19 protein-coding genes and 1 pseudogene are annotated in these 18,854 nt (G+C 63.5%); 9 read left to right on the forward strand and 11 right to left on the reverse strand.

The window, feature by feature from the left end; all coding sequences use genetic code 11:
- Positions 1-158: 158 nt before the first annotated feature.
- Genes NKJ06_RS28555 through NKJ06_RS28565 form a run of 3 tightly spaced genes read right to left on the reverse strand, consistent with a single transcriptional unit; the run spans position 159 to position 4,019 of the window.
- Entirely contained in the window at positions 159-1,127 is a 969-nt protein-coding gene (locus NKJ06_RS28555; RefSeq protein WP_127411071.1) for a substrate-binding domain-containing protein, read from the reverse strand.
- Positions 1,114-2,439 (reverse strand): ABC transporter permease, encoded by a 1,326-nt coding sequence (locus NKJ06_RS28560; RefSeq protein ID WP_352635560.1) that lies wholly within the window; start codon positions 2,437-2,439, stop codon positions 1,114-1,116. Before NKJ06_RS28560 ends, NKJ06_RS28555 begins: the two co-directional genes overlap by 14 nt.
- On the reverse strand, positions 2,436-4,019 hold the full coding sequence (locus tag NKJ06_RS28565) for a sugar ABC transporter ATP-binding protein (RefSeq protein ID WP_352635562.1): 1,584 nt from the start codon (positions 4,017-4,019) through the stop codon (positions 2,436-2,438). The genes NKJ06_RS28560 and NKJ06_RS28565 overlap by 4 nt, the downstream gene beginning before the upstream one ends.
- Positions 4,020-4,239: 220 nt before the next feature.
- Between NKJ06_RS28565 and NKJ06_RS28570 the strand changes: the two genes are divergently transcribed.
- Positions 4,240-5,259, forward strand: coding sequence for a LacI family DNA-binding transcriptional regulator (locus NKJ06_RS28570; RefSeq protein WP_352635564.1), 1,020 nt, complete (start codon positions 4,240-4,242; stop codon positions 5,257-5,259).
- 250 nt (positions 5,260-5,509) lie between these two features.
- Here NKJ06_RS28570 and nadE read toward each other — a convergent pair.
- The 4 genes and pseudogenes from nadE to NKJ06_RS28595 form a co-directional block, all read right to left on the reverse strand.
- A pseudogene (gene nadE, locus NKJ06_RS28580) lies at positions 5,510-6,543 on the reverse strand (NAD(+) synthase).
- On the reverse strand, positions 6,476-7,477 hold the full coding sequence (locus NKJ06_RS28585; protein ID WP_352635568.1) for an LLM class flavin-dependent oxidoreductase: 1,002 nt from the start codon (positions 7,475-7,477) through the stop codon (positions 6,476-6,478). The pseudogene nadE and the gene NKJ06_RS28585 overlap by 68 nt, the downstream one beginning before the upstream one ends.
- A gap of 68 nt (positions 7,478-7,545) precedes the next feature.
- Positions 7,546-8,715: an AI-2E family transporter gene (locus NKJ06_RS28590; RefSeq protein WP_352635570.1), complete on the reverse strand. Its 1,170-nt coding sequence runs from the start codon at positions 8,713-8,715 to the stop codon at positions 7,546-7,548.
- Between the two features lie 121 nt (positions 8,716-8,836).
- Complete coding sequence (locus NKJ06_RS28595; protein ID WP_352635572.1) at positions 8,837-9,898, reverse strand: LLM class flavin-dependent oxidoreductase; 1,062 nt, start codon at positions 9,896-9,898, stop codon at positions 8,837-8,839.
- Between the two features lie 277 nt (positions 9,899-10,175).
- Here NKJ06_RS28595 and NKJ06_RS28600 point away from each other — a divergent pair, with 277 nt between their 5' ends.
- Entirely contained in the window at positions 10,176-10,604 is a 429-nt protein-coding gene (locus tag NKJ06_RS28600; protein ID WP_352635574.1) for a DUF6481 family protein, read from the forward strand.
- 79 nt (positions 10,605-10,683) lie between these two features.
- On the opposite strand, the gene sugE is transcribed toward NKJ06_RS28600, so the two are convergent.
- On the reverse strand, positions 10,684-10,998 hold the full coding sequence (gene sugE / locus NKJ06_RS28605; protein WP_352635576.1) for a quaternary ammonium compound efflux SMR transporter SugE: 315 nt from the start codon (positions 10,996-10,998) through the stop codon (positions 10,684-10,686).
- A 207-nt stretch (positions 10,999-11,205) separates the two neighbouring features.
- Positions 11,206-11,331, reverse strand: coding sequence for a hypothetical protein (locus NKJ06_RS28610; protein ID WP_013528464.1), 126 nt, complete (start codon positions 11,329-11,331; stop codon positions 11,206-11,208).
- A gap of 211 nt (positions 11,332-11,542) precedes the next feature.
- On the opposite strand from NKJ06_RS28610, the gene NKJ06_RS28615 reads away from it, so the two are divergent.
- From NKJ06_RS28615 to NKJ06_RS28625, 3 genes are all read left to right on the forward strand, one after another.
- Positions 11,543-12,352, forward strand: coding sequence for a transglutaminase-like domain-containing protein (locus tag NKJ06_RS28615; protein ID WP_352635578.1), 810 nt, complete (start codon positions 11,543-11,545; stop codon positions 12,350-12,352).
- Positions 12,353-12,494: 142 nt separating this feature from the next.
- Complete coding sequence (locus NKJ06_RS28620) at positions 12,495-13,460, forward strand: cation diffusion facilitator family transporter (RefSeq protein WP_352635579.1); 966 nt, start codon at positions 12,495-12,497, stop codon at positions 13,458-13,460.
- A 207-nt stretch (positions 13,461-13,667) separates the two neighbouring features.
- Positions 13,668-14,072, forward strand: a complete 405-nt coding sequence (locus NKJ06_RS28625) for a GFA family protein (RefSeq protein ID WP_352635580.1) — start codon at positions 13,668-13,670, stop codon at positions 14,070-14,072.
- A 6-nt stretch (positions 14,073-14,078) separates the two neighbouring features.
- Here the strand turns inward: NKJ06_RS28625 and NKJ06_RS28630 are convergent, their stop codons facing one another.
- A complete protein-coding gene (locus NKJ06_RS28630; protein ID WP_352635582.1) occupies positions 14,079-15,350 on the reverse strand; it encodes a DNA recombination protein RmuC in 1,272 nt (423 codons plus the stop codon).
- Positions 15,351-15,453: 103 nt separating this feature from the next.
- Between NKJ06_RS28630 and def the strand changes: the two genes are divergently transcribed.
- Genes def through truA form a run of 4 tightly spaced genes read left to right on the forward strand, consistent with a single transcriptional unit; the run spans position 15,454 to position 18,249 of the window.
- Complete coding sequence (gene def, locus NKJ06_RS28635) at positions 15,454-15,984, forward strand: peptide deformylase (RefSeq protein ID WP_352635584.1); 531 nt, start codon at positions 15,454-15,456, stop codon at positions 15,982-15,984.
- A 5-nt stretch (positions 15,985-15,989) separates the two neighbouring features.
- Entirely contained in the window at positions 15,990-16,943 is a 954-nt protein-coding gene (gene fmt / locus NKJ06_RS28640; protein ID WP_352635586.1) for a methionyl-tRNA formyltransferase, read from the forward strand.
- A complete protein-coding gene (locus NKJ06_RS28645; protein ID WP_352811451.1) occupies positions 16,940-17,446 on the forward strand; it encodes a GNAT family N-acetyltransferase in 507 nt (168 codons plus the stop codon). The genes fmt and NKJ06_RS28645 overlap by 4 nt, the downstream gene beginning before the upstream one ends.
- 23 nt (positions 17,447-17,469) lie before the next feature.
- Positions 17,470-18,249, forward strand: coding sequence for a tRNA pseudouridine(38-40) synthase TruA (gene truA, locus NKJ06_RS28650; RefSeq protein WP_352635589.1), 780 nt, complete (start codon positions 17,470-17,472; stop codon positions 18,247-18,249).
- A 40-nt stretch (positions 18,250-18,289) separates the two neighbouring features.
- Here truA and NKJ06_RS28655 read toward each other — a convergent pair.
- Positions 18,290-18,854: transporter (locus NKJ06_RS28655; protein ID WP_352811453.1), on the reverse strand; the 565-nt coding region annotated here is incomplete at its 5' end.

The following is an 18,854-nucleotide window of genomic DNA, read 5'->3' on the forward strand; positions in this document are numbered from 1 at the left end:
GGTCATTCAAACCTCCTTCAGCGTCCCGGCCCAAATAGAATCGAGCTTCGCCCCAAAACGCAACCGAGATGTGTGAATGCAATAGGTCACTATACGGGGAGAAGGTGCCGGCAGGCGGATGAGGGGCAGCGCTGAATTATACCCCTCGCGCCTGTTGCTCAGAGGCCGTTGTCCTTCAGCACCTGGGCGGCGTTTTCCTTGGTGATCTTCTCGGTCGGCAAGGTGATGGTCTTTTCGACCTTCTCGCCATTGAGGAACTTGATCGCCTGCCGCAGGCCTTCGGCGCCGGGGGTGACATAGGTGAAGGTCGCCGTCAGTTCGCCCTTGTTCACCATCTGCACGCCTTCGTTGGGCAGACCGTCGATGCCGATGAACTTGATGTCCTTCTCACGGCCGACATCCTTGGCGGCGAGATAGGCGCCGTAGGCCATCGGGTCGTTGTGGCCATAGACGAGATCGATCTTCTCGTTGCTCTTCAGCGCATTGGCCATCAAATTGTAGGCTTGGTCCTGCTTCCAGTCGCCCGATTGCTGGTCGAGCAGATATTTGATGCCCGGTTCCTTGTCGGTGAACTCATGGAAGCCGTCATGGCGATCATGCGCCGGCTGAGTGCCCATGCCGCCCCAGATCTCGACGACGTTGCCGGCTGCCTTGCCCTTACCGCCAAGCAGTTCGACGGCATATTCACCGGCCGCGCGGCCGATCAGCGCGTTGTCGCCGCCGACGAACTGGGTGTAGTCCTTGGTGTCGACATTGCGGTCGAGCACGAAGACCGGAATCTTGGCATCGATCGCTTGCTGCACGACGCCGGTCAAGCCGGCGGATTCCTTCGGCGACACCAGCAGTGCGTCGACCTCCTGGCGGATCAGGTTCTCGACATCGGCGACCTGCTTTTCGGTCTTGTCCTCGCCGTCGGTGATGATCAGCTCAACCTCGGGGTGCTTGGCGGCTTCGGCCAGGATGTCCTTGTTGAACTGCGCACGCCAGGGCTCGATGGTCGTCACCTGCGAGAAGCCAATCTTCCACTTTTTGTCCTGGGCGAAGGCATTGCCGGTGGTCAGCAGTGCGGTGGTGGTCAGCAGTGCCGCGGTCACGGCGGCAAGCTTCAGCATGTCACGTCGTTTCATTTTTGTTTCCTCCGAGATTGAGAGACGATGTCTCTTGTGACGGCCGCTTTGCCGCGGCCGTTTCCTTGCGCGCCGTTTGCCCGCCTGGCAGGCGCAGATAGGCCAGGAGATCACCGGCATTGCGCTCCTGCACGAGCACGGTGCCGATGATGATCATCCCCTTCAGCACCAGCTGAAGGTTCGAATTGATGTTGTGGAGCTGCAGGATGTTGGAGAGCAGCCCGAAGATCAGCACGCCGCAGAACGTGCCGGTGAGGCTGCCGCGCCCGCCCATCAGGCTGGTGCCGCCGATGACGACGGCGGCGATGGCGTCAAGCTCCAGCCCGGCGCCGGCATCCGGCTTGCCTTGCCGGTACTGCGCGACATAGAGCACAGCGGCGATGCCGGCGAGCAGCCCGGAGACGGCGTAGGTGGCGATCTTCACGCGGCCGGCGGCGATGCCCGAAAGCCGCGCCGCCTCCTCATTGCCGCCGATGGCATAGACATAGCGGCCGAACGGCGTGAAGCGCAGCACCGCGCCATAGATCAGGATGGCGCCGAGAAAGAACAGGCCGGGCATCGGGATGATGCCGAACACCAGCGAGCGCAATATCTCAAAATCTGCCGTGGCGTTCGAGCCGGTATAGACCGGCAGCACTGCATTGTTCTGGCCCGCGGTGAGCCGGGCGATACCGAGCGCCGTCACCATCATCGCCAGCGTGACGATGAAGGGCTGCAGGCGTCCGGCAACGATGATGAAGCCGTTGAGCGCGCCGAACAACAACCCGACGCATGGCGCCACCAGAAGCACGCCGAGCACGCCGAATTTCGGCTCGATCTGCGGCAGCAGGTACCAGAGCGACAGGCAGCACAGGACCACGCCGACGACGGCGGGCGTGACCAGGCCCCGAATACCGTCGAGCCTGATCTCACGGGCGACATCGGCACCGGCACGGGATTTTGCAAGGTTCTGGAAGATGAAGCGGGTGACGACGAAGCCGAGGCAAAGCGCCACCAGTGCGACGGTCGGCACGCCCAGCACGACGCCCGGCGTCACGCCTGGAACCGTCAGCAGCATGGCGCAGACCACCGTGCAGATGGCCATCAGCGAGCCGACGGAGAGATCGATGCCGCCGGTGATGATGACCGCCGTCATGCCGGTGGCGATCAGGCCGGTGGTCGACACCTGGCGCAACACGTCGAGCAGATTGCCGTAGGAGAGGAAGATATTGTTGCCCTTCGAGCTCATCGGCGAGCCCAGCACGCCGATCAGGAAGATGGCGATCAGGCCCCAATAGAGCTTGGTTTGGGACAAGAGTTTCAGGACGGTCATGCGGCTGGTCTCGATATGGTCCGGCGCGGGGCGGCGAGACGCATGATGGCCTCCTCGCTTGCCGCATCGCGGGGAAGAATGCCTGTCTGGCGGCCATCGGCCATAACCAGGATGCGGTCGGAGAGATGCAGAAGCTCCGGCAGTTCGGAGCTGATGACGGCGATGGCGAGGCCCTCGCGCGCCAACTGGAAGATGAGGTCGTAGATCTCGCGCTTGGCGCCGACATCGATGCCGCGCGTCGGCTCGTCCAGCAACAGCACCCTTGGCCTGGTCGCCAGCCATTTGCCGATGACGACCTTCTGCTGGTTGCCGCCCGACAGCGTGCCGGCGGGTTGGTCGATGTCCTGGCAACGAATGCCTAGCGCCTTGACCGCCTGCCGCGCCAGCCCTTGCTCGCCGGCCAGCGAGCGGATGCCGAAGCGCGCCAGCGATCCGACCAATGGCAGCGCCACATTGTCCGTGATCGAGGCCTGCAGATGCAAGCCTTGCGTCTTGCGATCCTCGGTGACCAGCGCGATGCCCAGCCGCCTCGCGTCGCGCGGCGAGCGGATATCCACGGGCCTGCCGTCGACTTGAATTTCGCCGCCGGTGCGGCCATCGCTCGAGCCAAAGATCGCTTCCAGGATCTCGGTGCGGCCCGAGCCCAGCAGCCCGCCAATGCCAAGGATTTCTCCGGCGGCAAGATCGAAGCCGACGCCGTCGATCACCGTGCGCCAGCCGTGGGCATCTGGTTTCGACAGCGACAGGTTCTCGACTGAAAGCACGATCCTGCCACTGGGGCCGCGCTCCCCCTCGGAGGAAGCCAGCAGGTTGCGGCCGACCATCGCCGAAATGATCGCATCCTCGTCGAGCCCGGCCATCGGCTCGGTCAGCACATGGCGCCCGTCGCGAAACACGGTGACGCGGCTGGCCAGATGCATGACCTCGTCGATGCGATGCGAGATGTAGACGATGGCGACACCGCTGTCGGCAAGCTGGCGGATGATGCGGAACAGCCGCTGGCATTCAGCCGGCGACAGCGCCGAGGTCGGCTCATCCATGATCAGGATACGTGCCGACATCGACAGCGCCTTGGCGATCTCGACCAGCTGTTGCTCGCCGACGCGCAAGGCGCCGACCCGAGCTTGCGGATCGAGTTCGATGCCGAGCCGCTGCAAAAGGGCGCCCGCCGCGCGGCTGCTCGCCTTGCGGTCGACGATCAGCCCGGCAATCAGCTTCTCACGGCCGAGGAAGATGTTGTCGGCGACGCTGAGTTCCGGCACCAGGTTAAGTTCCTGATGGATGATGGCAATGCCGGCATCCTCGGCGTCGCGCACGCCGGCGAAGCTGACGGGACGGCCATCGACGCTGATCGTGCCTTCATAGCCGGTGTAGACGCCAGAGAGTATCTTCATCAGCGTCGATTTGCCGGCGCCGTTCTCGCCCATCAGGGCATGGACCTCGCCGCGCCGCAGCTCAAAGCCGACATCGACCAGCGCGGCGATGCCGCCGAAGCTCTTGGAGATGCGCTCAGCGCTCAGAACGGTCTCTGACCGATCCGCCGCATTGTGCTCCGGGGAAAGGGAACTCGCGTGCTCCATGACAATGGCGGCCTCCCTTCCGTCCTCGTCAAATCTCATCCAAACGCTAATCTAAACGTTTCGATCATGTCAAGCCGCTATCTGGTAATGCTGGACTGATGCATTTCAATTCTTGCGAAAAACCGCAAGATTCCGTAGGTATGGCACTAGGGGGGCGGCGAAACGTTTCGAAATGGCAGCATTCAAGCGGATTAAGAAGCGAAAATCCACGGCGCCGACCATGCTCCACGTGGCAGAGGCGGCGCGGGTATCGGTCGCCACCGTGTCGGCGCTGATCAACGGCACGGCGACGGTCAGCCCGGAGCTCAGCCAGCGTATCGAACAGGCGATCCGCGATATCGGCTACAAGCGCAATGCGATCGCCCGCAGCCTGAAGATGGGCACGACCCGCACCATCGGGCTGACCGTGCCGCACATCACCAATCCGTTCTTCACCGATGTCGTCTCGGTCATCCAGCAGGCCTTCGACCGAGCCGGCTATGCCGTCATGCTATGCTGCACGGACGAGGATTTGAACACCCAGGACGACCAGATCAGGCTGCTGCTCGACCGCATGGTCGACGGGCTGATCGTGGCGCGCGTCGGCGACGGCGCTATACTCAAGCGGATCGTCGACGACGCCAATGTGCCGGTCGTGCTGCTCGACCGTCTCTGCGAAGGCGTCGATACCGATGCCGTGGTGCTCGACAACCAGCGCGCTGTGTTCGACGCCATCACCTATCTGATCAATCTCGGCCATCGGCGCATTGGCTACATCACCGGCACGTCGGACATTTCGCCGATGCATGACCGCATGACGGGATATCGCGAGGCGCTTCACGCCGCCGGCCTGCCGATCGCGGAGGAGCTGATCCGCTTCGGCAATTTCCACGAGATCGACGGCTACAACGCCACCATGCAGATGCTTTCCTCGCATGATCGGCCAAGCGCGATCTTCTCGGCCAACAACCCGATGGTGATCGGCACCATGAAGGCGATCCGCGACATCGGCCTGTCCTGCCCGGAGGATATTTCGGTCGCTTGTTTCGACGATTTTCCATGGTCCGATGTGTTCCAGCCGCAGCTGACCACGGTCGCCCAGCCGGTGCAGGCGATCGGCGAACAGGCGGCCAATCTCTTGCTCGACCGTCTGGCCGGCAACAGGGACGCGCCACCACGCAAGCTGGTGCTCAAGGGCCGGCTGATGATCCGCAATTCATGCCGCCCCCTGGGAGCGATGGCGCAGAGTGTGAGCGCCTGACTTGTCGTATCCTAAAGCTTGAACGCTTCGGAACAGAGCGTGTGCAGTTTGGGGAAGACGCCCTTGCCGCCGGTGATGACCAGTGTCCCGCCCTGCAGCACCGTCTTTGGATCGGCTTCACGACCATGCCGCCGGCTTCTTCGACCACAAGCATGCCGGCCAGGCAGGCGTTCATGTGCTCTTCGACATAGCCAAGCTGCCGGCCAGCGGCGCGAATGAACAGTTCGACCTCGCGGTCCTGATGCCCGAATCATGGCGCAAATGGCATTTCACGCTTGTGATGGGTCTTTTCGTACGTCCGGCAGATGATATCGAAGGCTTCCTGGCGTACCGGCTCGCCGTGCAGGAAGGCGTCGATCTCGGCATAGGTGACGCCGTGGGAGGCTTCGTCAGGCTTGCCCGGTGCCAGGTCCTCAAGGTCGGCGGTGGGGATTTTTTCTATCAGGAACTCCGGCGCGCCGAAGTGCCGGGCGATGGCCCGGACCTGGTTCTTCACCAGCCCGCTCAACGGCGCCAGGTCGCAGGCGCCGTCCCCGAACTTGGTGAAGAAACCCATTACCGCTTCCGCCGCGTGGTCGGTGCCGATCACCAGGCCATGGGCCGCCCCGGCGTGTATTGCGCGACCATGCGCATGCGCGCCTTGGTATTGCCGAGGACGAAGTCCCGCGACACCGCGGCCTTGCCTTCGAAGGCCGCGACTTCCCCGGCCAGGGATTTGACCGCCGGGCCGATGTTCACCGTGTGGCGCTCGTCGGCGGCGATAAAGTCCACCGAAACCTGGGCTTCGTGTTCGTCCAACTGGGTTTCGTACGGCAGGCGCACCGCAATAAAGCGGTAGTCCAGGTTGCCGGTGCGTTCGCGCAGCTCGCGCATGGCGCGCTGGGCCAGCAGGCCGGCAGTCAGTGAGTCGACGCCGCCACTGATGCCCAGCACCAGGGTCTTGAGCCCGGAGTTCAGCAGGCAATCCTGGATAAAGGCTATCCGCCGCGCCACTTCGGCTTCGAGGGCGGCCTGGTCGGCGAACGGTGGCTGGACCTTGAGCTGTTCAGCAATCTGGCGCTGTACGGCTTGCATGATACACTCCTTGCGGGATGGGGTCTTGAACGGATTTGATCGGTACGGCCTGGCGAGTCTCTCACCGGTGACCTCGAAGACATGGCGCAGGTAGGCCACGAAGTTCGGGTCCTTGCACTTCGCTTGGCGGTCCAGAAAATTGTCAGGCCGCTTGCGACAGTGATTTATGGGCCTCGGCCAGGATCTCGAACGACCGCACCCGCGCCGCATGGTCTGATATCTGCGCGGTGACCATCAGCTCGTCGGCGCCGGTGCGGCGCACGAAGGCGTCGATGCCTTGCCTGACCGTTTCCGGGGAGCCGACGACGGCACAGGACAATGCCTGGCTGAGCATGGTCTTGGCCATCGGATCGAGATCGCGGTCATAGTTCTCGATAGGTGGCGGCAGCCGGCCGGCCCGACCGGTGCGCAGATTGACGAAAGCCTGTTGCAACGAGGTGAACAACAAACGTGCCTCGGCGTCGGTGGGCGCGGCAAAGACGTTGAGGCCGAGCATGACATGCGGTTTGTCGAGCTGCTCCGACGGCTGGAAGCGCGAACGATAGACATCCAGCGCGTGGTCAAGCTCCGCCGGCGCGAAATGCGAGGCGAAGGCGTAGGGCAGGCCGAGCATGGCGGCGAGCTGCGCGCCGTAGAGGCTGGAGCCGAGGATCCAGACCGGCACGTTCTGGCCCTCGCCCGGCACGGCGCGGATGCGCTGGCCTTCCTCGGCCGGCTGGAAATAGCCCATCAACTCGACGACATCCTGCGGAAAATTATCGACCCCGGCCTCGAGGTTGCGGCGCAAGGCTCGGGCCGTGCCCATGTCAGTGCCGGGCGCCCGACCGATGCCGAGATCGATGCGGCCCCGATGCAAGGCGGCCAGCGTGCCGAACTGCTCGGCAATCACCAAGGGCGAATGGTTGGGCAGCATGATACCGCCGGCACCGACGCGAATGGTCTTGGTGCCGCCGGCGACATGGGCGATGACGACCGCGGTGGCGGCGCTGGCGATGCCCGGCATGTTGTGATGCTCGGCCAGCCAGAAGCGCTTGTAGCCCAGCCGCTCGGCATGACGGGCAAGATCGAGTGAATTGGCCAGCGACTGCGAGGCATCGCTGCCTTCGATGATCGGCGACAGGTCGAGGACGGAAAGGTCGGTCATGAACGGTATCCTGTGTCAGGACCGCATGTAGGAAGCATCCGATGACGCCGCAAATTCAAAAATATTGATCAGCCTTTTGCAGTTTCGGTGTCGGCGATGTCCTCGTCCTCGATGACAGCCGTGTGCTGTGCGGCGAGAAAATTGCCGACATGGCTCAGCCCGTCGAAATGATCGCAGAACACCTTGATGACGACCAGCAGCGGCACCGCCATCAAGGCTCCGACGAAGCCCCACAGCCACGACCAGAAGGCGATGGCGATCAGGATCGCCACGGCATTGATCTCGAGGCGGCGGCCGACCACGGTCGGGGTCACGAACTGGCCTTCGACGATATCGCACAACAACACGAAGGCCGGAGCCAGCAGCGCGTAGGAGATGGTGTCGAAGCTGATCAGCGACATGATCGTGACAAGTATGATGGTCAACAGCGCGCCGACATAGGGCAGGAAGTTGAGCATGGCGGCAGTGATGCCCCAGACTTGCGGGTTGGGCACGCCGAGTGCCCACAGGCCAAGGCCGATGACGGCGCCGAGTCCGGCATTGATGATGGTGACGGTGAGCAGATAGTGCGAGATTTCCCGTTCAACGTCATAGACGACGCGCAGCGCCCGCTTCTTTTCGCTGAGACGGGTGAAGGACTGGACGATCTTTTCATAGAACATCGTGCCGGAGGCGAGCAGGAACAGCGACAGCACGAAGATTATGGTGAGGCTTGTTCCCGCCGACAGGATGTTGCTGGCTGCTGCCGACAGAATGCCGGACTGCGCCACCGCAACCTTCTGAATGCCCGGCTCCTGCGAGGTCTCGGTCAGCTGTTCGATCTGATGCGAAATCTGCATGATCTTCTCGAGCGGACGCCGCAATTGCGCCAGCCGTTCGGTGAGTCGCTGGCCTATCGACGAGGTGTTGTTGATGAGTTCGATGACCGGACCGCTGAGCAAATAGCCGGCACTGGCGAAAACGAAAAGCGACAGCAGCACCAGCACGGTTGCCGAAACCACTTCGGGGATGCCGCGCTTGCGCAGCAGCCGGACGATCGGCGTCAGCGTCAGCGTCAGCAGGAAAGCCAGGATGACCGGCATGAAGAAGGCGCGGGCGAAGTAAAGCGCATAGACGGCCATGAACAGGAAGATGCCGACGAGGAGCGAACGCATCAGACGCGTGTCGGCACGAGCCGCGACCCGTGAATCCGGCTCATCGGCAACACCTGCGCCCAGAGCGGCGGGTTCGGCTTTCATAACGATCTCTCAGCGGTGCACCGCAATTGGTGCATTCCGCTGACGAAACGTCTCCGCAGGCTCAAGGTTCCGTTAGCCGGCATTGCAGGCAAGGCCTGAAATGTGGGCCTTGCGATTGGCTTCAGGCAACGGGCGCTGCCAGCGCCAGCGCGGATTTCGCCGTTTCCTTGCGCACGATCGGCGCCACCCTGGTGCCGTAGAGTTCGATCGCCTTCATGATCTTGGCATGCGGCATGGTGCCGATCGCCATCTGCAGCAGGAAGCGGTCGTTGCCGAAGATCTTGTGCTGGGCGACGATCTTTTCGGCCACCTGCTCGGGGTTGCCGACGAACAGTGCGCCATTGGGACCACGCGACTGGTCGAAATGCGCCCGCGATGTCGGACCCCAGCCGCGCTCGCGGCCGATGCGGTTCATCACCTCCGCCTGCGGACCGTAGAAGTCGTCGGCTGCCTGCTCGGTCGTCTCGGCGATGAAGCCGTGCACGTTGATACTGGTGGCAAGGCCCGCCGGATCGCTGCCGGCGCGCTTGGCGGCCTCGCGGTAAAGATCGAACAGCGGCGCGAAACGCGCCGGCTCACCGCCAATGATGGCGAGCGCCAGCGGCAGGCCGAGGGCGCCAGCGCGGGCGGCAGACTGTGGCGTCCCGCCAATCGCGATCCAGACCGGCAGCCTGTCCTGGAAAGGCCGGGGATAAACGCCGCGATCGTTGATCGATGCGCGCAGATTGCCGGACCAGGTAACCTTCACGCTATCGCGGATGGCAAGCAGCAGGTCGAGCTTTTCGGCGAACAGCTCGTCATAGTCCTCGAGGTTGTAGCCGAACAGCGGAAAGGATTCGATGAACGAGCCGCGCCCGGCCATGATCTCGGCGCGGCCGCCCGACAGGAGGTCGAGCGTGGCGAATTGCTGGAAGACACGCACCGGATCATCGGAAGACAGGACGGTGACCGCGCTGGTCAGCTTGATGCGCTTCGAGCGCTCGGCGGCCGCGGCCAGGGCCACGACCGGCGCGGAGGCGGCATAATCCGGCCGGTGATGTTCGCCAAGGCCGAAGACGTCGAGGCCGACCTGGTCGGCCAGTTCGACCTCCTCAATCAGATTGCGCAGCCGCTCATGCGGACCGATGGCGCCAGGGCCCGGCTGCGGGCTGACGTCGGCGAAAGTGTAGAGACCGAGTTCCATGTCATGTCATCCTGGTGTTGGGTTTTCGGGCTAGAGGTAGCGAGCGCCCCGCCTCGCCGCCAGAGGGGCGGACGGTGAACAGTGCATGTCGGTTTCGGCTCTACCTATTCGTCGCAATTCCGGACGGAAAACCTCTTCACACTTTTCCTGGAATTGCTCCAAGGCGTCTCCCGGCTGCAACAGCCAATAATTTCATGGCTGCCATGCCGTTTTGGCGCTTGAACTCTCGGTTTTCGCGCGTATGTAAGCGTCGCGAATTGACTTCAGGGAAGTGGACTTGGCTATCTACAGGGAAAAAGACGTTTTCGAGCGGCGCAACGCCGCAAACGAGGCAAAGAAGGCGCTTCTCGAGCGCTTCAAGGCAAAGCCGGCGGCGGATGATCCCGCAGTGCTGGCGCGGCAGGCCGAACGCAAGGCGATCCTCGCGGCTCGCGAAATCCGCGAAGCTGAAAAGGCCCGGCTGAAGCAGGAAAAGCTGGCACGCGAAGCGGTCGAGAGGGCCGAGCGCGAGGCAGCAGCCGAGGCGGCGCGTATCGCCGCCGAGGAAGCTGCACAGGCTGAGGCCAAGATTCGGGAATCCGAAGAGAACGAGCGCATCGCCCGTTTTCTGGCCGACGAAGCAGAACGCAAGGCCAAGCGCGACGCGCGTTATGCGGCGCGCAAGCAGCGTACCGGCAGAACGCCTCCGGGCTTCTCCGCCCGCTAGCCTCTAGCTACGAAGCAATGTGCTTCGAGAATCAGGGTCGCCTCGCAGCGGCCCTGAACGTGTTTGTCTGCCGCTATGGTCAGGCGGCGAACTTCAATCCCATGATGCCGCAGACGATGAGCGCGATGCAGACTAGCCTGATCGCAGTGGCCGGCTCGCCGAGCAGCCAGATGCCGAGCAGTGCCGTGCCTACGGTGCCGATGCCCGTCCACACCGCATAGGCGGTACCGACCGGCAGCGCCTTCAGCGCAAGACCGAGCAGAGTGAGGCTGACGATCATCGAGGCAACGGTCAGCACGGTCGGGATCAGCTTGGAAAAGCCGTCGGTGTATTTGAGGCCGATTGCCCAGCCGATCTCGAACAGGCCGGCAAAAAAGAGAAGAATCCAAGACATCGACAACGCTCCATCGGAACATCGGACCGAAAAGTGGTTTTCGGAGTCCTATGCTCTATCAAACAATGGCGGGTCGTCCCGACCGGATTCGGGGAAAGCGCGAGGTCGTCCCCGCCGTGCCAATATAGGAATTTCGGGCGCTCGATCAACAACGACCGGCAACAGCGTTGCCGGTCGTAATCTTGTTCCGAAGCGGATGGGCGGGACTTACTTGTCCTTGAGCTTCATCGCCTTGACCGGCGGCGCCTTCAGGGCCGGAGCCGGGGCGGGCTTCTTGGCGTCCTTCTTCGGTTTGCGGGCTTCCTTGCCTGCCTTCATCGCACCTTTAGCCATGATTCGTTCCTCCGATTGCGGGAAGCGAAGTGAAACAAGAGAAACGCCCGACTGCAAGAGGCCAGCGCCTGTCGCCGCCGTCAGCCGGCCGCTTTCAACCGGTTTCTAATTTGCTCGTAAACCATGGCGGTCCGTGCCATGGTCATTTTCGCACTGCAGCATCAACCCGTGCCGTCGCCGGGTGATCGTCGGGCAGGCCGCCAGGACGACAATGCGAATCCACATCGGCTGCGAGATGAGCTTCGACTTCCCGCAGGAAACGCCGCTCATAGCGATGCTGAATGTCCACTATTCCCGCGCCTCCGATCTCGAGCGGCCGGATTTCCTGATCTCCAATCCGCCGGTGCCGATCGAGAGCTATCGCGACAGTTTCGGCAACTGGTGCAACCGGTTCGTCGCCCCGCCCGGGCGTTTCACTTTCGGCACGGATGCAGTGATCCGCGATCCCGGCACCTTCGAGATGGGCGACCTGATGGCCTGGCAGCACGAGGTGCGCGACCTGCCGGCGGATACGCTGCTGTTCCTGCTGCCCAGCCGGTTTTGCGAGAGCGACCTTCTGGCTGGTGAGGCGTGGCGGCTGTTCGGCAACACGCCGCTTGGCATTCCACGCGTTCAGGCGGTCTGCGACTTCGTCCATAATCATATCGTCTTCAACTACGGCCATGCGCGGCCGACACGCACCGCTGCCGAGGCCTATCGCGAACAGAGCGGCGTGTGCCGCGACTACGCACATCTCGCCGTCGCCTTCTGTCGGGCACTCAACATCCCGACGCGCTATTGCACCGGCTACATCAGCGACATCGGTATGCCAAAGCCTTGGGCGAGCATGGATTTCTGCGCCTGGATGGAGGTCTATCTCGGCGGCCGCTGGCACGTCTTCGACCCGCGCAACAATGCGCCGCGCATCGGCCGCTTCCTGATCGCCTCCGGCCGTGACGCCGCCGATGTGCCGCTGACCCATATTTTCGGGCCGGGGACGCTTGCCGGCTTCAAGGTGTGGACCGAAGAGATCGTCGAATAATCGCCGTCTTCTGCCCGCCGGTCTTTGGCCAGTGACCGCTTTAGCAACCGCCGTCTTGAACGACCGGGCTACTCGCGCGTTGCCTATGGAGCTTCGGCGGTCTGGCCGTTAGACTGGGCGCCTCGAGCGGGGACAACACACCATGGCTGGGCATGACGGCTCAAAAAGGGTCATCTACGCGGCACTGGCCGGCAATCTCGCCATCGCGCTGACCAAGTTCGCGGCAGCCTTCTTCACCGGCAGCTCGGCGATGCTGTCAGAAGGCGTGCACTCGCTGGTCGATACCGGCAATGGCAGCCTGCTGCTCTACGGCATGCATCGCGCCGCCCGCCCGGCCGACCGCACGCATCCGCTCGGTCACGGCCGCGAGCTGTATTTCTGGAGCTTCATCGTCGCACTTCTGGTCTTTGCCGTGGGCGCCGGCGTATCGTTCTACGAGGGCGTGATCCACATCATGGCGCCGGAACCGGTCGCCAACGTCAAGGTGAACTATATCGTCCTGGGCCTTTCCTTCCTGTTCGAAGGCAGCTCCTGGCTGGTGGCGCTGAAGGAGTTCCGCAAGCAGAAGGGCAACGAAGGCTGGCTGCGGGCCGTGCAGTCAAGCAAGGATCCGAGCGTCTACACCGTGCTGTTCGAGGACAGTGCGGCACTTCTCGGCCTGATCGTCGCCTTCGCCGGGATCCTGGCGGCGGAACTGCTGGAAATGCCGGAACTCGATGGCGCCGCCTCGATCGGCATCGGGCTGATCCTTGGCGCGACGGCGATTTTCCTGGCCCGCGAAAGTAAGGGCTTGCTGATCGGCGAGCCGGCCTCGCCCGAGGTGCAGAGACAGGTGTTGGCGATCGCCCAGCAGGATCCGGCGGTGCAACGGGCGAACGGCGTTCTGACTGTCCATATGGGGCCGGCAGAGATCGTCGCCGGCCTGAGCATCGAGTTCGAGGATCATCTGACGGCGCCGGAGATCGAAGCTTGTGTGGAGCGATTGGAAGCGAAGCTAAAGAGTGAGATGCCGGAGATCATCCGGCTGTTCGTCAAGCCGCAGACCACCGGCACCTGGGAGAAGCGGCGCAAGCTGATCGACTCCCCATCCGATCCGGCACTGGACTAAGGTGCGTTGAGATTCAGGTCAGGCCGAGTCGAAAACGGTGGATTCCGAGAACCGGAGCGGAGCGTACTTTTGGGTACGTGAGCACCGGAAGCGCAGGAAGCTACCGTTTGGAGGCCGGCATCACCTGAATATCAACACACCTTAGCGCAGCGCCATTGCCTCACGGTCTTGCCCCGCTAAGATTAGAAAGACTTTGGAGGAACGAAGATGAAAATCGACGGCGGCTGCCATTGTGGCGCCATCACCTATGAGGCGGAGGTCGATCCTGAAAAGACGAATATCTGCCACTGCACGGACTGCCAGCAACTGACCGGCACGGCTTTTCGCGTGACGGTTCCGGCGCCCGAAAGCAACTACCGCATCACCAAGGGTACGCCGAAAATCTACATCAAGATCGTGGCGAGCGGCGCCAAGCGCGCCCAGGCCTTTTGCGCCGACTGCGGTTCGCACCTTTACGCCACATCGGTCGGAGATGGTCCGAAGGTCTACGGAATTCGAACGGGAACCGCGCGGCAACGCGAGGATCTGGTTCCGACACAGCAGAAATGGCACCGCTCGGCGCTGCACTGGCTGCCTGAATTTAAGGGCATGACCACCATAGAGGAGCAGTAGCGGGGCTTAGTCGTCGCCTTCGACGACCCTCAGCCTGAGCTGTCCGGTTTTCGAATCAGCAACGCGTGCACCCGCGTCAACCTTCGCAGCAGGAGCCCGTGATGCTGCGTCCGCTGCGGCATCGCCGTCGGGCTGCGCGCCGAATTCCAGCGCCTCGATCTTCTGGCCGCGCTTGGTGACCTTCGACGTCGAAACCAGGATGTCGTCGATGTCCTTGGCCGACTGGCCGAAATGGACCTGCAGCTTGCGCACCCGCTCGTCGACACGCGCAACGTCTTCCATCAGCCGGATGACCTCGCCCTGGATCAAATGCGCCTGTTCGCGCATGCGGGCATCCTTGAGTATCGCCTGGATAACCTGGATCGACAGCATCAGCAGCGACGGCGAGACGATGACAACGCGGGCGCGATGCGCCTTGTGGACGATCGCCTCGAAATTCTCATGGATCTCGGCGAACACCGATTCCGACGGCACGAACATGAAGGCAGTGTCCTGCGTCTCGCCCTGGATCAGATATTTTTCCGATATATCGCGGACATGGATCTCGATGTCGCGGCGAAAGGCCTGCGAGGCGGCCTTCTGCAGGTCGGCGCCGTCGGCGGCGCGGATGGCATTCCAGGCTTCCAGCGGAAACTTGGCGTCGATGGCAAGCGACGGCGCGCCGTTCGGCATCTTCACCAGGCAGTCGGGCCGGCTGCCGTTCGACAGCGTCGCCTGGAATTCATAGGCGCCGTGCGGCAGGCCGTCGGCGACGATCGCCTCCATGCGTGACTGGCCGAAGGCGCCGCGCGTCTGCTTGTTGGAGAGTATCGCCTGCAACTGCACGACCTGGCCGGCGAGCGACTGGATGTTGCCTTGCGCGACATCGATGATCGCCAGCCGCTCCTGCAATTTGGCCAGACTTTCATGCGTCGATTTGGTCTGCTCGGTCATGGTCTGGCCGAGGCGGCCGGTCATGGCGTCGAGACGCTGGCCGATCGACTGCGTCAGCTCCGCCTGCCGTGCTCCGAACACTTCGGCGATGGCGCCCATGCGGCCCTGCATCTCGGCCTGGCTTTGCAATATGCCGGCCATCCTCGCCTCGGCGTCACGGGCATGGTCGGCGGCTTCGGCGGCGGCGACTGCGCGCGCCTTGGCCGACCGCCACAGCGCGATGACGAGCGCCACGAACAGGCCGAGGAACAGCAAGGTGCCGAAGGCCAGTGCATGGCCGAGCGTGATCGTGGTGGCGCCAAGCCGGGCGACAGGTTCCGAAAGGATGGTGCTCAGATCATTCATGTGGACAGCATAGACGATTCGCCCCGATAGCACAGATCAAAACGTGAACGTGCCTCAAGCCCAGCGGTTGACGCTTTTCGCTGGAGGTCTTAGGTGGAACGCCATGCCGATCAAGCCGCTCATCATTCTTCCCGACCCCATCCTGCGCCAGGTTTCGAAGCCCGTGGAGCGTGTCGACGCGCCTTTGCGCAAATTAGCCGACGACATGCTGGCGACCATGTATGATGCGCCCGGCATCGGGCTTGCGGCAATCCAGATCGGCGAGCCGCTGCGCATGCTGGTTATCGATCTGGCCAAGGAAGACGAGACGCCGGCGCCGCACGTCTTCATCAATCCAGAAATCCTGGAGAGCGCCGATGTGCGCTCCGTCTACGAGGAAGGCTGCCTGTCGATCCCGGATTATTACGCCGAGGTCGAACGCCCGGCCTCCGTGCGGGTGAAATATCTCGACCGTGACGGCAAGTTGCAGGAGCTGGAGGCCGAGGGCCTGATGGCGACCTGCCTGCAGCACGAGATCGATCACCTCAATGGTGTCCTGTTCATCGACCACATCTCGAAGCTGAAGCGCGACATGGTGGTGAAGAAATTCAAGAAGCTCGCCAAGGACAAGGCGCCGGGCAAGCTGGTGGGATAGGGGAAATGCCCCTTCGCGTCATCTTCATGGGCACGCCGGAGTTTTCGGTGCCGACGCTGCGTGCGATTGCCGAGGCCGGACATGAGATATCAGCCGTCTACACCCAGCCGCCGCGCGCCGCTGGACGGCGTGGGCTGGAGCTGACGCCGTCGCCGGTGCAGCGCGAGGCCGAGCGGCTGGGCATCGAGATCCGGACACCGACTTCGCTCAAGGGCGAGGCCGAGCAAGCCGCGTTCCGTGCCTTGCAGGCTGATGTCGCCGTGGTTGTCGCCTACGGCTTGCTGCTGCCTAAGGCCGTTCTGGAGGCAACCCGGCTTGGCTGCATCAACGGCCATGCCTCGCTCTTGCCGCGCTGGCGCGGCGCCGCACCGATCCAGCGCGCCATCATGGCCGGCGACTTCGAAAGCGGCATGATGGTGATGCGCATGGAAGAGGGTCTGGACACCGGTCCGGTCGGACTGGTTGAAAAATGCGCCATCGAACCCGATATGACGGCCGGCGATCTGCATGATCGGTTGATGAGTGTTGGTGCAACCCTGATGGTGGAAGCACTGGCGCGACTGGAGAGGAACACCCTGACATTTACCGCACAAGCTGTGGATGGGGTGGCCTATGCCAAGAAAATCGATAAATCCGAGACTCGCGTGGACTGGACTCGCTCGGCGAGCGAGGTCCACAATCATATACGCGGCCTGTCGCCCTTTCCCGGCGCCTGGTCCGAGATAGGAATTGGCGGCCGCCTGGAGCGGCTGAAACTGCTTCGCTCGACGCTGTCCGAAGGCCTGTCGCTTTCGGAAGATTTGGGCGAGTCGGGAGGAATTCTCGATGACCGGCTGACGGTTGCCTGCGGATCAGGCGCGATCAGGCTGGTCGAAGTTCAACGGGCGGGCGGAAGGCCCGCTGCCGCGTCGGAATTCCTGCGCGGGGCCAAGATCGAAAAAGGAATGAAATTCTCATGAGCATGATGTCGATACGCGCGGCCACGCCGCGGGATCGCGAGGCCATTCGCCTCGTCGAGGAACACGCTTTCGGTCAGCAGGCGGAGGCCGGGCTGGTCGACGCGCTGGTGACCGGCGGCGACGCGGTTGCCGAACTGGTGGCGGAAGAAGACGGCCAGGTGGTCGGCCACATCCTGTTTTCGCGGCTGTTCGTCCAGAATGGCGGCAAGAGCTTCGCGGCCGTGGCGCTGGCGCCGCTGGCGGTGGAGCCCTCGTTCCACGGCAGCGGCATCGGTGGCGCGCTGATCCGCGCGGCGCATATCCGCCTCAGGGATGGCGGCGAAACGCTTGCCGTAGTGCTGGGCGATCCGGCCTATTACGGGCGTTTCGGCTACAGCCACACGCGTGCCCAGGACTTCGAAAGCGACTACCAGGGCGAAGCGCTGCAGGCCCTGGCCTGGGGCGACGCCCCGGAAGCCGGCAGACTGGTCTACGCCTCGGCCTTCACCGCTCTCGCCGCCTAGGCGAGAGCGTATAGCCACCCGGCATGCCGCGTTTTCGCCTCGACATCGAATATGACGGCAGCCTGTTTGCCGGCTGGCAGCACCAGGCGGACCAGCCGTCGGTGCAGCAGGCGATCGAGCAGGCGATCGAAAAATTCTGCGGCGAGGCGGTCAGGCTGCGCGCCGCCGGCCGCACCGATGCCGGCGTGCATGCGACCGCCCAGGTTGCGCATGTCGATCTCGCCAAGGCGTGGCCCAGCGACAAGGTGCGCGATGCCGTCAACGCCCATCTGCAGGCGGCCGGCGCACGCATCGTCGTCCTGAAGGCGATGGTCGTCTCCGACGGTTTCGACGCGCGCTTCTCGGCCACCGGCCGCCACTATCTCTACCGCATCCTCAACCGCCGGGCGCCGGCCGCGCTCGACAAGGGCAAGGTGTGGTGGGTGCCGAAGCGGCTCGACGCCGGCGCCATGCATGAGGCGGCAAAGGTCCTGCTCGGACGGCATGACTTCACCACCTTCCGCTCGACCCAGTGCCAGGCCAACAGTCCGATCAGGACGCTGGAACGGCTCGACGTGAGCAGGCAAGATGACGTGATCGAGGTGCGGGCTTCGGCGCGCTCCTTCCTGCACAATCAAGTGCGTTCGATGGTCGGTTCCCTCAAGCGCGTCGGCGACGGCGGCTGGACCGCAGCCGACCTGAAAGCAGCGCTTGAGGCGCACGACCGCGCCGCCTGCGGCCAGGTGGCGCCACCCGACGGGCTGTTTCTCATCGGCGTCGATTATTCGGGCGTCGATCATCCTGAGGTCGACTATCCAGGATAGAGGCCGAAAGGGCTCTAACCAGGATAGAGGCCGGAAGACTCTATCCGGAGACGAACCCGGAAAGGCTCTGAGCCCCGACATCGTCCGGCACGGTGATGCCGAGCAGCGCCTGCAGGCCGAACAGCACCAACAGCGAGGCGACGAACATCCCGACGAAAACGGCGGTGCCGACGGCAGCGCCCCTGCCGATTGTGGCGTTGGTCATGCGCCAGGTCAGCACCATCGACAGGGCAAACAACAGCAGCGACACAAGGCTCGAAACCTGGCTCGCGGACGACAGGAAGAGTCTGATCAGCGCCGAGGGCAGCATCAGCCAGGCGGTGATGGCCGAAGCCCAGTTGCTGGCGACGACATAGTGGACGAAGCGGCCGCCAATGCCGGCACGCGGCGCGACCAGGGCCAGAACGATCAGCGGCAGCACCCAGGAGCCGATATCGACCGTCGCCAGGCGCACCAGCATGCTGAAGCGCCCCGCGAAGGCGTGGGGGGGCGCCCGGTCCGGGGGGGGCCCGCCCCCCCCCCCCCTAAGCCCCCCGGGGGCGACCCACAATGCGCAAAAACAATAACCCACACCCCGCGCCGCGACAACGAGCCCGCCCCCACAC

Origin of the sequence: Mesorhizobium sp. M0293 (genome assembly GCF_040321735.1) — a bacterium.
Taxonomy (GTDB): domain Bacteria; phylum Pseudomonadota; class Alphaproteobacteria; order Rhizobiales; family Rhizobiaceae; genus Mesorhizobium.